This window comes from Curtobacterium sp. NPDC088465 (genome assembly GCF_044753165.1).
In the GTDB taxonomy this organism is placed as follows: Bacteria; Actinomycetota; Actinomycetes; order Actinomycetales; family Microbacteriaceae; genus Curtobacterium.
The window spans coordinates 88,034-100,656 of record NZ_JBIVMR010000004.1; the positions used below are offsets into that span (position 1 = coordinate 88,034).

Annotated in this window: 15 protein-coding genes; 11 read left to right on the forward strand and 4 right to left on the reverse strand. The window is 72.9% G+C overall.

Translation table 11 applies throughout. From position 1 onward, the window contains the following. Nucleotides 1-327 precede the first annotated feature (327 nt). From ACIP6W_RS14800 to ACIP6W_RS14815, 4 genes are all read left to right on the forward strand, one after another. Nucleotides 328-456 (forward strand): hypothetical protein, encoded by a 129-nt coding sequence (locus tag ACIP6W_RS14800; RefSeq protein WP_268746754.1) that lies wholly within the window; start codon nt 328-330, stop codon nt 454-456. A gap of 114 nt (nt 457-570) precedes the next feature. Beyond that, on the forward strand, nt 571-738 hold the full coding sequence (locus ACIP6W_RS14805) for a hypothetical protein (RefSeq protein WP_158407773.1): 168 nt from the start codon (nt 571-573) through the stop codon (nt 736-738). Nucleotides 739-814: 76 nt separating this feature from the next. After that, nucleotides 815-1,642 carry an ammonia-dependent NAD(+) synthetase gene (nadE, locus tag ACIP6W_RS14810; RefSeq protein ID WP_066656508.1) on the forward strand — a complete coding sequence of 276 codons (828 nt, stop codon included), beginning with the start codon at nt 815-817 and terminating at the stop codon, nt 1,640-1,642. Between the two features lie 235 nt (nt 1,643-1,877). After that, nucleotides 1,878-3,326: a flotillin family protein gene (locus ACIP6W_RS14815; RefSeq protein WP_066656505.1), complete on the forward strand. Its 1,449-nt coding sequence runs from the start codon at nt 1,878-1,880 to the stop codon at nt 3,324-3,326. A 32-nt stretch (nt 3,327-3,358) separates the two neighbouring features. On the opposite strand, the gene ACIP6W_RS14820 is transcribed toward ACIP6W_RS14815, so the two are convergent. The 3 genes from ACIP6W_RS14820 to ACIP6W_RS14830 form a co-directional block, all read right to left on the reverse strand. Further along, nucleotides 3,359-3,841, reverse strand: a complete 483-nt coding sequence (locus ACIP6W_RS14820) for a hypothetical protein (RefSeq protein ID WP_251155746.1) — start codon at nt 3,839-3,841, stop codon at nt 3,359-3,361. Between the two features lie 168 nt (nt 3,842-4,009). Beyond that, nucleotides 4,010-4,285 carry a GlsB/YeaQ/YmgE family stress response membrane protein gene (locus ACIP6W_RS14825; protein ID WP_066656492.1) on the reverse strand — a complete coding sequence of 92 codons (276 nt, stop codon included), beginning with the start codon at nt 4,283-4,285 and terminating at the stop codon, nt 4,010-4,012. A gap of 125 nt (nt 4,286-4,410) precedes the next feature. Beyond that, nucleotides 4,411-4,674: a glutaredoxin family protein gene (locus ACIP6W_RS14830; protein ID WP_066656489.1), complete on the reverse strand. Its 264-nt coding sequence runs from the start codon at nt 4,672-4,674 to the stop codon at nt 4,411-4,413. A 134-nt stretch (nt 4,675-4,808) separates the two neighbouring features. Here ACIP6W_RS14830 and ACIP6W_RS14835 point away from each other — a divergent pair, with 134 nt between their 5' ends. The 6 genes from ACIP6W_RS14835 (at nt 4,809) to ACIP6W_RS14860 (ending at nt 10,979) form a co-directional block, all read left to right on the forward strand. Further along, on the forward strand, nt 4,809-6,524 hold the full coding sequence (locus ACIP6W_RS14835; RefSeq protein WP_400430206.1) for an adenosylhomocysteinase: 1,716 nt from the start codon (nt 4,809-4,811) through the stop codon (nt 6,522-6,524). Further along, nucleotides 6,521-7,918: an amidohydrolase family protein gene (locus ACIP6W_RS14840; RefSeq protein WP_308201985.1), complete on the forward strand. Its 1,398-nt coding sequence runs from the start codon at nt 6,521-6,523 to the stop codon at nt 7,916-7,918. The genes ACIP6W_RS14835 and ACIP6W_RS14840 overlap by 4 nt, the downstream gene beginning before the upstream one ends. Next, nucleotides 7,915-8,439, forward strand: coding sequence for a cupin domain-containing protein (locus tag ACIP6W_RS14845; RefSeq protein WP_235426380.1), 525 nt, complete (start codon nt 7,915-7,917; stop codon nt 8,437-8,439). The genes ACIP6W_RS14840 and ACIP6W_RS14845 overlap by 4 nt, the downstream gene beginning before the upstream one ends. Nucleotides 8,440-8,534: 95 nt before the next feature. After that, nucleotides 8,535-9,359 carry an ABC transporter substrate-binding protein gene (locus tag ACIP6W_RS14850; protein WP_400430208.1) on the forward strand — a complete coding sequence of 275 codons (825 nt, stop codon included), beginning with the start codon at nt 8,535-8,537 and terminating at the stop codon, nt 9,357-9,359. 4 nt (nt 9,360-9,363) lie between these two features. Beyond that, entirely contained in the window at nt 9,364-10,242 is an 879-nt protein-coding gene (locus ACIP6W_RS14855) for an amino acid ABC transporter permease (protein WP_066656480.1), read from the forward strand. Then, nucleotides 10,239-10,979, forward strand: coding sequence for an amino acid ABC transporter ATP-binding protein (locus ACIP6W_RS14860; RefSeq protein WP_066656477.1), 741 nt, complete (start codon nt 10,239-10,241; stop codon nt 10,977-10,979). The genes ACIP6W_RS14855 and ACIP6W_RS14860 overlap by 4 nt, the downstream gene beginning before the upstream one ends. A gap of 24 nt (nt 10,980-11,003) precedes the next feature. Here ACIP6W_RS14860 and ACIP6W_RS14865 read toward each other — a convergent pair whose 3' ends face one another. Then, nucleotides 11,004-11,969, reverse strand: coding sequence for an NAD(P)H-quinone oxidoreductase (locus tag ACIP6W_RS14865; protein ID WP_400430210.1), 966 nt, complete (start codon nt 11,967-11,969; stop codon nt 11,004-11,006). 131 nt (nt 11,970-12,100) lie between these two features. On the opposite strand from ACIP6W_RS14865, the gene ACIP6W_RS14870 reads away from it, so the two are divergent. Further along, a complete protein-coding gene (locus ACIP6W_RS14870; protein ID WP_251155750.1) occupies nt 12,101-12,598 on the forward strand; it encodes a hypothetical protein in 498 nt (165 codons plus the stop codon). The last annotated feature ends 25 nt before the right edge of the window (nt 12,599-12,623 follow it).

The following is a 12,623-nucleotide window of genomic DNA, read 5'->3' on the forward strand; positions in this document are numbered from 1 at the left end:
GGACGTCTGGGGACGCCGCTAAGCGCATCGACCTGGACGCGCTCCTGTCCCGCTTCTACGCTGGGGTCACCGGGTTCACTCACAGGGTCCCGTCGTCACGATGCCCTCGCGGTCCGCGGGGTCTGGCACAGCGGGACGGCCCGGTCGGATCCGAGGTGAGCAACACCTCGATGAAGGGCTGGTCCTCATGACCGCCACGTACCCGTGCTGCACGCACCTCGACTTCCCGGCGGGGCACACCCGCACCCCCGTCTCCACCTTCGCTGCCACGACCCTGCAGGTGCTCTCGTGACGCCCCGCCCCGTCGAGGACTGGCACCGTCACGGCATGCGCTCGCCCGAGGAGGTCGCCGAGCTGATCGCCGACCGCGTCGGTGGCACCTCGGACGCCTCCGTGCCCGCCGGTCCCGAGCACGACGAACCCTCGTACGCGGACTTCCTCGGCGAGCAGGTCTGACGCGGCCCCCGGACGGGGGCTCGCGCCGTCCTGCCTGCGCGCGGATGATCCTCGGCAGGGGCCGTGTGGCCCGTCCCGTCTCACCAGCGGGACCCGGATCAGGGAGGACCCGACGTGCACGACCACGACACCCATCCGTTCGACCGTCACGTCGGCCCGCCGCACGTCGAACGCTTCCGGCTCACCCGGACCGACGAGATGCTCCGTGTGGTCTGCACGTGCGCGATCGGTGCCGACCACGACAACACCATCCGGCACCCCGCCGCCCCGACGGTCGCCTGAGTCGAACGGGTGAACACCAGCCGCGTGCCTCCGGTGAATCCGGTCGCGCGCGACGGTGCGGCGGGATACTGGTCGGGTGCGTGAACTCCAAGCCACCATCGCTGCGGACCTCGACGTCCAGCCGACCATCGACCCCGAGCAGGAGGTCGCCCGCCGTGTCGCGTTCCTGCGTGACTACCTGACCACGACCGGCGCGAAGGGGTTCGTCCTCGCCGTCAGCGGCGGGCAGGACTCCACGCTCGCGGGACGGCTCACCCAGCTCGCCGTCGAGTCCCTCCGCGCCGAGGGACGCGAGGCCGAGTTCGTCACCGTCCGCATGCCGTACCGGGTGCAGGCCGACGAGGACGACGCGCAGCTCGCGCTGCAGTTCATCGCCGCCGACCCCGGCATCGTGGTGAACATCGAGCACGGCGTCGACGGCGTGGTGCAGGACACCGCGGCGTCCGGCGTCGCGCTCAGCGACTTCGTGAAGGGCAACGTCAAGGCGCGCATGCGCATGGTCGCCCAGTACGCCGTGGCCGGGCAGCGCGGACTGCTGGTCGTCGGCACGGACCACGCGGCCGAGGCCGTGACGGGCTTCTTCACGAAGTACGGCGACGGCGGCGTCGACCTCACCCCGCTGACCGGGCTGACGAAGAGCCAGGGGCGGCAGCTCCTCGAGCACCTGGGGGCGCCGGCTCGCCTGTACGAGAAGGCGCCGACCGCGGACCTGCTCGACGACCTGCCCGGGCAGACCGACGAGGCCAACCTCGGCCTGACCTACGTCGAGATCGACGCGTACCTGCAGGGGCACGACGTCCCCGACGAGGTCGCCGAGGCGATCGAGTCGCGCTACCGAGCGACCGAGCACAAGCGTCGCGTGCCCGCGACGCCCTTCGACAGCTGGTGGCAGCAGGGCGCGTAGCGCCACAGCGCTGGACCGGACGGGAGGCGCGGTGCAGGTCCCGACCTGCACCGCGCCTCCCGTCGTGCGTGCGACCGTGTCGCGTGGCCGGTCGGTCCTGGTGGCCGTCCGGTTCTCCACAGCTCCGGTCGCCGTCCTGCCGCTGCGGTCCCCGCGCTCCTAGGATGGGCGCAACGGAACAACAGATGCGGAATCCCGGTCACGACCGACCGTGCCGGAGCCGCTGGGGGGAATCATGGAAGTCCTGCTCGCACTCGGCGCCGTCCCGCTCGTCATCGTGGGGATCATCGTCCTCGCCGTGATCGCGCTCGTGTACGCCAAGCTCGTCTACCGCAACGCCGGTGCGGACGAGGCGATCATCATCACCGGGAAGCGGTCGCGGAAGGTCAAGAACCCCGACGGCACCGAGACCGTCGAGTCCGGCATCAAGGTCGTCCTCGGTGCGGGTGTGCTCGTCCGACCGTTCTTCGAGCGGGTGGCGAAGATCTCGCTGTCCTCGCGTGCCATCGACATCAACGTGAACGCGCAGGACTCCCGCGGCGTCACGATCGACGTCGAGGCCGTGGCGCTCGTCAAGGTGGGCGAGGCCGATGCGTCGATCCGTGCTGCTGCGCAGCGCTTCCTCGGCCAGGAGAAGAAGATCGACGACTTCGCGCGCGAGGTCCTGTCCGGTTCGCTCCGCGCGTCGATCGGCGCGACCGACGTGTCGACGATCATCCGCAACCGCGACCAGCTCACGGTGGCGGTCCTCGACGTCGCCAAGGACGCCCTGCACAGCCAGGGTCTCGACGTCGACTCGTTCGAGATCAAGGGCATCTCGGACCGCAACGACTACATCAGCGACCTCGGTCGTGCCGAGCGCGCCCGCGTCCGGCTCGAGGCGGAGAACGCCGAGGCCCAGGCCGACCGCGAGGCACGCGAGGCCCGGGCCACCGCCGACCAGGCGATCGCCGAGGCCGAGAACACCCTCGCCATCCGTCGTGCGGCGCTGCAGCTCGACGCCGACCGGGCTTCGGCCGAGGCCGCAGCGGCTGGTCCGCTCGCGCAGGCTCGCGCGTCGCAGGGCGTCGTCGAACAGGAGCAGATCACGGCGCAGAAGCGCGCCGAGCTCCGTCGTGCCGAGCTCGAGTCCGAGGTGAGCGCGGTCGCCGAGGCGAACGCGCGCAAGACCCGGGTGGAGGCCGAGGCTGCTGCGGCTGCCCAGGTCGAGACGGCCCGTGCGCAGGCCGAGGCCCGACGCATCTCGGCCGAGGCGGTCGCCGCCGAGGCCCAGGCCGAGGCTGCCGCCCGCAAGCTCGCCGCCGACGCCTCACGTGCGGAGGGTGAGGCCGCGGCCGACGCCATCCGTGCGAAGGGTCAGGCCGAGGCCGACGCGACGAAGGCCCAGGCCGACGCGCTCGCACAGCACTCCGAGGCCGTGCTCCGGGTGAAGGCGCTCGAGACGCTGCCGAGCATCGCCCGCGAGCTCGCGGCGCCGATGGGCAACATCGACAAGCTGACGGTCGTGTCCTCGGACGGCGCAGGCGCCCTGTCGAAGAGCGTCGTGAGCCAGTTCAGCGAGGTCGACGCGCTGCTCGGCACCACGGCCGGCTTCACGCTGAGCGACATCGTGAAGAGCACGACGACCGGCCAGGCCGCTGCCCGGGCGGTCGCGCGTGAACAGGACGCCGCGCCGGTCGACTGACGGGCACGGTCGTGCGCACGGGCGCGGTCGGGTCAGCCCCGGTCGCGCCCGTCGTCGTCCCGGTGTCGCTGCTGGCCGCCGGCGTCCTCGCGCTGGTCCTCAACCGGGTCGCTGTCGGTGGCCGGGTCGCCGTCGGTGGCCAGGTCGCCGTCGGTCGACTCCTGCGGCTGTCCCTGCAGCGCGTCCCGCTCGGCGGCCAGACGCTGCTGCCAGACGACGCTGCGGGCGGCGCCCTCGAGCACGTCCTCGACCTGCCCGCCGGTCTTCGCTGCGAGTGCGCCGCTCAGGCCCGCGGTGAGGGTACCGCCAGCGGCAGCGAGGCGTTCCATGACCTCCTCCTGCCGGGGCGTGAGGGGTTCGTCGACCATGCTGTCCACGGTCTCGCGGATGTTCGCCTCGCTGGCGTCGAGCGAGGCGTCGTCCCCGGCGTGCAGTGCGGCGGCCTCGCCGACGACGACGAGTCCGAGCCGTGCGGCGTCGTCCTCGGGACGGGGGCGTTCGTTCTCGTCGGTCATGGCGGGGACGCTACGCCCCTGCCGATGTACGGCCGTCAGCACCCTGTCCCCCCTGCTCGGGGTCGACCGGTCGCACGGGACGACGAAGGACCCCGGACCGTCACGGTCCGGGGTCCTTCGTGGTGCCGCTCCGACACCCCCACGTCGGTCAGTGGCGCCTGCCGGTGGTCAGCGGCGCGCGCCGCGACCCGCGAAGCGCGTGTAGAGGAACAGCACGATGACGGCACCGATGATCGAGCCGATGATGCCGGCCGGCTGGAAGAAGCCGTCCATCGGGTCGTGCTGGAAGATGAGGAACCCGAGGAAGCCGCCGACGAACGAGCCGATGATGCCGAGCACGATCGTCATGAGGATCGACATGTGCTGCTTGCCGGGGATGATCAGCCGGGCGAGGGCGCCGGCGATGAGGCCGATGATGATGAGGCTGATGATGAGACCGAGCACGGTGTCCTCCTTGGGTCAGACCTGTCGCGGTCCGGGGGTGTCCGCGATCTGGGTCGGCCCCGATTGAACACCGCTCTTCCCCAGCATGTTCACAGCCTGCATGGAGGCGCAGGTACAGACGAGGGTCACACCGCTCCGGACGACTCCAGCTCCGCCTGCAGCTCGGTGTCCGAGGGCTCCACGAAGTGCTTGCCGTTCGGCAGCACCACGACGGGGATGTTCTTGCGGCCGCTGATGGCCTCGGCCCGGTCGGCGGCGGACAGGTCCGCCTCGACGTCCACGTAGTCGTAGTCGACCCCGAGGCGGTCGAGGAGCGCCTTCGAGCGTCGGCAGTCGCGGCACCAGTCCGCGCCGAACATCGTCACCTTGTCGAACGTCGCATCAGTCATGTCCTCACAGTACGTCCGACGGCCGCGGGACATTCCCGCGTCACCGCCCACGCCCCGACGACGTGTGACCGCGTGACCGCGTGACCGTCAGCCCGCGCGACTCCGCGCCGACCCGCACGCCCTACGATGGCCCCATGCCGCAGCGACCCGACCCCGAGCGGGCCGCATGGGCCGCGGCAGCCGTCCGACGCTTCGCCGCGGCGACCAACCTCCTCGTCGCCGGCCGCACCGTCCGTGTGCTCGGTGGCGACCCGCGTGACGCCGCGGCGCTCGTCGCACTGCTCACCGGGCTCGGTGCACGCACCGCGGCGGACCCCGCCCCCGCGGACCACGAGCCGGTCGACGACGAGCCGATCGACCAGCTCTGGTGCCTCGGCGACCCGGACGAGTCGACCGCTGCCGTCGAGCGCGAGACCGACCGGCCCCGCGGCGCCACCCTCGTGGTGGTGGACGCCGGCCGGTACTCCCCCGCGGTCGACGAGGACGCCTTCGGCCCGGTCGCCCCGGCCCGCCCCGGGGTGCTCGCCGTCCCGACGCTCTCCGACGACGTGTTCCTCGTCTCCACCGGTCGGGAGCCCGAGGACGACCCCGCCGCCGAGGACCGCATCCGCTGGGCGCGCAGGTCGATGCCGGTCGCCCGTGCCGTCGCCGCGGAGCTCCGTGACGGCGGGCTGCTCCGCGGTACCCGGATCGGCGTCGCGATGGTGCTCGAGCCGAAGACGGCCGTGCTCAGCCTGCTCCTGCGCGACGCGGGCGCCGAGGTCGTCGTGTACGCGCACGCCGACGAGACGGACGACGCGGTCGCGGACGTGCTCCGCCGCGCCGGGATGCCGGTCCACGCGGACAGCACGGCCTCGCTCGCCGAGCAGCACCGTCTCGCCCTGGCGATGCTCGACACGCGTCCGCACGTGCTCCTCGACGACGGCTCGCACCTGATCCGCCTCGCGCACCAGGAGCGGCCCGAGCTGCTGCCGACCATGCTCGGCGCCGCGGAGGAGACGACGAGCGGCCTCCGACCCCTCCGCGTCATGGCCGAGCGCGGCGAGCTCGGCATCCCCGTGGTCGCCGTGAACGACGCCCGCGCCAAGACCTGCTTCGACAACCGCTTCGGCACCGGCCAGTCCACGGTGTTCGCGACGCTCGACCTGGTCGACCCGCTCCCGTCCGCCGTGCACCGGGTCCGGCCGGGAGGCACGGTGGTCGTCGCCGGCTTCGGTCCCGTCGGCGAGGGGGTCGCCCAGGTCCTCGTCGCGCTCGGCTTCCGGGTCACGGTCGCCGAGGTCGACCCGGTCCGCGCCCTGCAGGCGCGCTTCGCCGGGCACGCGGTCGCACCGTTCGTCGACGCGGTGCGCGACGCCGACCTCGTGGTGAGTGCCTCCGGGGTGGCGGACACCGTGGACCACACGGTCCTGCGCGCGTGCGCGGTCGGTGCGGTCGTGTCCGTCGCGGGGGGCGTCGACGACGAGGTCGCCCTGTCCGCGGCGGCCGCCGCCGGTGCGGTCCGGACGGCCGTGGCGCAGCACGTGGAGCGCCTGACCTGGCCGGACGGCCACCAGGTGCTCGTCCTCGCCGGGGGCAACGGGGTGAACACGAGCGCCGCCGAGGGCAACCCCGTCGAGATCATGGACCTGTCCTTCGCGGTGCAGCTCGGCGCCCTCCGGATGCTGCTCGAGCGCGGCGACGAACTCCCGCGCGCCGTCGTGCCGGTCGACCCCGCGGTGGACGAGGCGACCGCCCGCGTCGCGCTCGCCGCGTGGGGGAGCCGGGTCGCTCCTCCCGTCCGGATCGCCGAGCAGCCCGCCGACCGCGAGCCAGACGTGCGGACGCACCGGTTCGGGACACCCCGGTGACCGCGTCGCCGGTCGTGGTGCACTCGGCGCGCGTCGTCGTGCCGATGACGGCACCGCCGATCGCCGACGGGGCGGTCGCGGTGCAGGACGGACGGATCCTGCACGTCGGCGACCGGTCGTGGGTGGTCGACCAGCTCGACGCCGCCGGGCGCACGTGCACGGAGCGGCGCTGGCGGGGCGCGCTCCTGCCGGGTCTCGTCAACGCGCACACGCACCTGCAGTACACCGGCATGTCCGGTGTCGGTCAACGGCAGTACGCGGGTTTCGAGGACTGGGCGGCTGCGTTCAACGTGGACTACGCGCTCCCGCACGACTGGCGGGCGGAGGCGTCCGCGGGCGCCGTCGCATCGATCGCGGCGGGCGTCACGAGCATCGCGGACGTGGTGACCGACATCGAGGCGGCCGACGTCCTGGAGCAGCACCGCCTCGGCGGGATCGCCTACTGGGAGGTCATGGACTGGGAGAACGCGGCGTGGGAGTCCCACGGGCGCGACCAGGTGCTCGACGAGCTCGCACGGATCCCGACCACGCCCGGGGCGGGGCTGTCGCCGCACGCGCCGTACTCCCTCGACGTGGCACCGCTGCTCGAACTGCCGGACATCGTGCGCCAGCGGGGGCTCCGGCTGCACCTGCACCTGGGCGAGGCGGCGTTCGAGGGGGAGCGGGTCTCGCTCGGGCCGGTCCCGGGGCTCGAGGGCGTCGACGGCGTCGGGCACACCGCGGACTGGCACCTGGCGAACGTGCCGTCCTTCCGGGCCATGCGGGCGCTCGGCTTCGGCGCCAGTGCCACCGCGTTCGTCGACCGGCTGGGCGTGCTGGGCCCCGACTGCCACATCGCGCACGGCGTGTACGTGACCGCGTCCGACCGAGCCCTCCTGCGGGCACGCGGGACCACGGTCGCGCTCTGCCCCCGGTCGAACGCCGTCATCGGCCTCGACCCGCCGCCCGTCGCGGACTACCTGCGCGAGGGCAGCCCGATCGCGATCGGCACCGACTCCCTGTCGTCGTCGCCGTCCCTCGACCCGATGGCCGACGTCACCGCACTGCACCGCATCGCCCGCGCCCAGGGGTACGCGCACCGCGACCTGCACGAGCGGCTGCTGGCGGCGGCGACCCTCGGTGGCGCGCACGCGATGGGGACGGCGGTCGGGCCGGACCGCGTCGGACACCTCGCCGTCGGGGCACGAGCCGACCTGGCCGTGTTCGACGTCGACGCCCGGACCGTGCCCGACGCACTCGCCGAACTCGTCGAGGACGGTGCCGGCCGCGCCGTCGCGACGATCGTCCGCGGCGTCGTGCGGGCCACCGACGGCACCGTGCACCCGCTCGAGCCCGAGACAGCCCCCACCCGGGGCCCCGTCCCCCACCACGTCCGTCCCCAGGAGGAACGATGACCGACACCGCACCCCGCCCCGGCATGGTCGCCCGCCGCACCGTCGGCGGCGAGCTGATCGAGTGGCTCGACGTCCCGCAGCGCGCGGCCGCCCTCGGCATGGAGCCGCACCCGGAGGGCGGTTGGTACGTGCGCACGTGGACCTCGCCCTCGACCGTCGAGACCCCGGCCGGCGAGCGTCCCGCCGCGACCCTCATCCACTTCCTGCTGCCCCCGGGCGAGGCCTCCGCCTGGCACCGTGTCACGAGCGACGAGATCTGGATGTGGCACGGGCCGGACACCGTCGTGCTCGAGCTCGGCGGCTCCGGCGACCGGCCCGAGCCCGGGGACCGGATCACCCTCGGCCCGGACGCCGGCCGGCACCGGCTGCACGACGCCCAGGCCTTCGTGCGCGGTGGGGTCTGGCAGCGCACCCTGCCCGGCGACGGCGAGGTGCTCCTCAGCTGCATGGTGTCGCCCGGGTTCTCGTTCGACGACTTCACGATGGCGGGCGACACCGACGGCGACGCCGCGACCGCGTAGTCGACGGTCATCCGCGTCGCGGTGGTATCCCACGCGCCGGTACACTGCCTCCTGCCCGCTCCACCCCGCTCTGTCCCGCTGACGAAGGCCCTCCCGTGACCCGCACCCGCCGTCTGTCCCTCGCCGTCGCCACCGCCACGGTCGCCGCCCTCGCGCTCGCCGCCTGCTCCGCCGGTGGGAGCAGCGCCGGGAGCGACGGCACCGTCACGGACGGCAAGCTCACGATCGCGACCGGCCAGCCGGCCTACTCGCCCTGGGTGGAGGACGACGACCCGCAGTCCGGCAAGGGCTTCGAGTCCGCCGTGGCCTACGCGGTCGCGAAGGAGATGGGCTACGCGAAGGGCGACGTCGTCTGGAAGCGCAGCACCTTCGACAGCGCCATCGCCCCCGGCCCGAAGGACTGGGACCTCAACGTCCAGCAGTTCTCGATCGACGCGAAGCGCAAGAAGGCCGTCGACATGTCCACGCCGTACTACACGACCACGCAGGCCGTCGTGACGACGTCGGGGTCGAAGGCCGCGAAGGACACCACCGTCGCCGCACTGAAGGGCGACACGATCGGTGTCGCCTCGGGCTCCACGAGCATCAGCTCCGTGAAGGACGTGCTCGGCGTCACCCCGCAGGTGTTCAACTCGAACGACGACGCCGTGCTGGCGCTGCAGTCGGGGCAGATCGACGCGATCGTGACCGACCTGCCGACGGCGTTCTACATGGCCGCCGCGCAGCTCGACGACGGCACGGTCTCGGCGCAGTTCCCCGAGGACGGCTCCGGCGAACAGTTCGGCTTCGTGCTGCCGAAGGGCTCCGCGCTGACGAGCAAGGTCGACAAGGCCCTCGAGGCCCTGGAGAGCGACGGCACGCTCGCCGACCTGCAGACGAAGTGGCTCTCCTCGGAGACGAACACCCCCGTCCTGAAGTAGCCCGGTGACCGCCCCAGCAGGTGCCGGCACCCCGGTGACCGCTCCAGCGCCGAGCCAGGTCGAGCTCGAACGACGGCTCTACCGTCGGCAGCGCGGCCGCCGCTCGGTCGTCGTGTCGGTCGTCTCGACGCTCGTCGTGATCGCGGTCGTCTGGCTCGGCGTCGTGAACACGCCCGGCTGGGCCGCGGTGCAGCAGTCGTTCTTCGACCCGCAGACGGCGATCGACACCTTCCCGGCCGTCCTGCTCGGGCTGTGGCTGAACATCCGGATCCTGTTCTTCAGCGCGATCGGCGTCGCCGTGCTCGGCACCCTGCTCGCCGTCGTGCGGGGGCTGCGGAACCCGGTGTTCTTCCCGCTGCGGATGCTCGCCACCGCCTACACCGACCTGTTCCGGGGTCTGCCGCTCATCATCGTGCTCTACCTGGTCGGCTTCGGCATCCCGGGGCTCGGCATCTTCCCGCGGCAACCCCCGGAGGTCTGGGGCACCATCGCGATCGTGCTCACGTACTCGTCCTACGTCGCCGAGGTGCTCCGCGCCGGCATGGAGGCCGTGCACCCGTCCCAGCGCCTCGCAGCCCGGTCGCTCGGCCTGTCCCACGCCGGGACGCTGCGGCTGGTCGTGCTGCCCCAGGCGATCCGCAAGGTCACCCCGGCGCTCATGAACGACTTCGTCTCGATGCAGAAGGACGTCGGCCTGGTGTCGATCCTCGGCGCCGTCGACGCGGTGCGGAGCGCTCAGATCGCACAGGCCGAGACCTACAACTTCACGCCGTACCTCGTCGCGGGGCTGCTGTTCGTCGTGATCAGCCTCCCGCTCATCCGGGTGACGGATGCCATCGCTCGACGGCAGCAGCGTCGCGAGCAGATCGGGGGGACGGTGTGAGCGAGTCGGTGGTCCTGGAACTGCGCGGACTGCGCAAGACGTTCGGCGAGCACGAGGTCCTGCGGGGGATCGACCTGACCGTGCACCGCCACGAGGTCATCTGCGTCATCGGGGCGTCCGGCTCCGGCAAGTCGACACTGCTGAAGACGGTGAACCTGCTCGAGGGCATCGACGACGGCGAGATCCTGCTCCAGGGGACGGACATCGCCGACCCCCGCACCGACGTCGACGCCACCCGCGCCCGGATCGGCGTGGTCTTCCAGCAGTTCAACCTGTTCCCGCACATGCGGGTGCTCGACAACGTCACGCTCGCGTCCCGTCGGGTGCACGGCATCGCCCGGGCCGAGGCCGAGGCCACCGCCCGCCGACTGCTCGACCGGATCGGACTGGGCGACTTCGCCGGGGCGTACCCGGACCGGCTCTCCGGCGGGCAGCAGCAGCGTGTCGCCGTGGTGCGGGCGATCGCGACGTCGCCGGAGCTGCTCCTGCTCGACGAGGTGACGAGCGCCCTCGACCCGCAGCTCGTCGGCGAGGTGCTCGACCTCGTCCGCGAGCTCAAGGAGCAGGGCGCCACGATCCTGATGACCACCCACGAGATGTCCTTCGCCCGCAACGTCGCCGACCGTATCGTGTTCCTGCACCAGGGCGAGGTGGTCGAGCAGGGTGCGCCGGCCGACGTGCTCGACCGGCCGCAGCACCCGGCGCTCGTCGAGTTCCTGTCCCGCGTCCACGCCTGACCCCGCGTCCACGCCTGACCCGGGTCACACGGCGAGCAGCACCTTGCCGATGACCTCGCCCTCGCGGACCCGGCGGTGCGCCTCGGCGGCCTCGGCGAGCGGGACCACCGAGTCGACGATCGGTCGGACGCTGCCGTCGGCGACGAGCGGCCAGACGTGCTCGCGGACGGCGGCCACGATCGCGGCCTTCTCGTCGAGTGGCCGGGCACGGAGCGTCGTCGCGCTGATGGTCGCGCGCTTCCGCATCATCGCGCCGAAGTCGAGCTCGCCCTTCTGCCCGCTGCCGGCGGCGATCACGGCGATGTGCCCGTTCGGGGCGAGCACGTCGAGGTGCTTCGCGAGGTAGTCCGCCCCGACGACGTCCAGCACGACGTCGACCCCGCGGCCGTCGGTGAAGTCGCGGGCGCGCTCGACGAAGTCCTCGGTGCGGTGGTCCACCACGAGATCGGCGCCGAGCTCCCTCGAAGCACGCACCTTGCGCTCCCCGCCGCTCGTCGCGATCACCCGGGCACCGAGCGCCTTCGCCCAGACGACCGCGTGCGATCCCATGCCGCCCGTGCCGCCGTGCACCAGCAGGGTCTGCCCGGGCCGGAGCCCCGCGATCATCCCCACGTTCGAGTACACCGTGCACGCGGCCTCGGGCAGTCCCGCGGCCTCGACCAGGTCCACGCCGTCGGGCACCGGCAGCACCTGGGCCGCGGGCACGGCCACGAGGGTCGCGTAGCCGCCGCCCGACAGCAGCGCGCACACCCGGTCACCGACCGCGAACCCGTCGACGCCGTCGCCGAGCGCGCGGACCGTCCCGGAGACCTCGAGGCCCAGGACCTCGGACGCGCCGGGCGGCGGCGGGTAGTTGCCCGCGACCTGCTGCAGGTCGGCGTTGTTGACCCCGGCCGCTGCCACCTCGACGAGGACCTCGCCCGGCCCGGCGACCGGGTCCGGGTGCTCGTCGAGTCGGAGTCCGCCGTCGTGTGCCGTGATCGCCTGCATGCCCTCGACCGTACGCCCCGCGGCAGGGCAGGCCGGCACGGCTCGTGGGACGGCAGGCCCGACGGACGCCGTGTACCGTCGGTGCCGATCCGCGCCGCTCCGTCGCGCGGGCACGACCAGGGGGGACGTCCATGTCCAGGAAGACCATCGCCGTCGCGACCGCGGCACTCGCCGTCGCACTGCTCGCCGGCTGCTCGAACGGGGGCTCCGGGAACGGCGGCGCCGAGGGCTCCGGTTCGTCGACCTCGGCAGCCTCCTCGGCCCCGAGCTCCGCGGCGCCGCAGGCCGCTTCCCAGAGCAAGGCCGAGGCGTGCAACGCGTTCCAGTCGAAGGTCGAGGACGCCGCGAAGGGCCTGCAGTCGCAGGTCACCGAGCTGCAGTCGGACCCGCAGGCAGCCGTCGCGAAGCTCGAGGAGTTCGACCAGTCGCTGTCCGACGGCGTCGACGCGGTGCAGAACGCCGACGTCAAGCCGAAGGCCGAGGCGTTCCGGTCGGCGTACACCGACATGCTGACGCAGATCAAGGCGATCACGGCGGACCCGCAGTCGGCGGACCTGTCGGCGTTCTCGGACACCACGCAGAAGGTCCAGGACGCGGGGACCGAGTTCCAGCAGGCCTGCACGTCCTGACCGCCGCAGCACGACGACGCCCCGT

Bases quoted from the DNA above. Each gene is read 5' to 3' on its own strand.
- ACIP6W_RS14800 (WP_268746754.1), top strand. From the start codon at position 328: ATGCGCTCGCCCGAGGAGGTCGCCGAGCTGATCGCCGACCGCGTCGGT.
- ACIP6W_RS14815 (WP_066656505.1), top strand. From the start codon at position 1,878: ATGGAAGTCCTGCTCGCACTCGGCGCCGTCCCGCTCGTCATCGTGGGG.
- ACIP6W_RS14820 (WP_251155746.1), bottom strand. From the start codon at position 3,841: ATGACCGACGAGAACGAACGCCCCCGTCCCGAGGACGACGCCGCACGG.
- ACIP6W_RS14830 (WP_066656489.1), bottom strand. From the start codon at position 4,674: ATGACTGATGCGACGTTCGACAAGGTGACGATGTTCGGCGCGGACTGG.
- ACIP6W_RS14835 (WP_400430206.1), top strand. From the start codon at position 4,809: ATGCCGCAGCGACCCGACCCCGAGCGGGCCGCATGGGCCGCGGCAGCC.
- ACIP6W_RS14845 (WP_235426380.1), top strand. From the start codon at position 7,915: ATGACCGACACCGCACCCCGCCCCGGCATGGTCGCCCGCCGCACCGTC.
- ACIP6W_RS14865 (WP_400430210.1), bottom strand. From the start codon at position 11,969: ATGCAGGCGATCACGGCACACGACGGCGGACTCCGACTCGACGAGCAC.
- ACIP6W_RS14870 (WP_251155750.1), top strand. From the start codon at position 12,101: ATGTCCAGGAAGACCATCGCCGTCGCGACCGCGGCACTCGCCGTCGCA.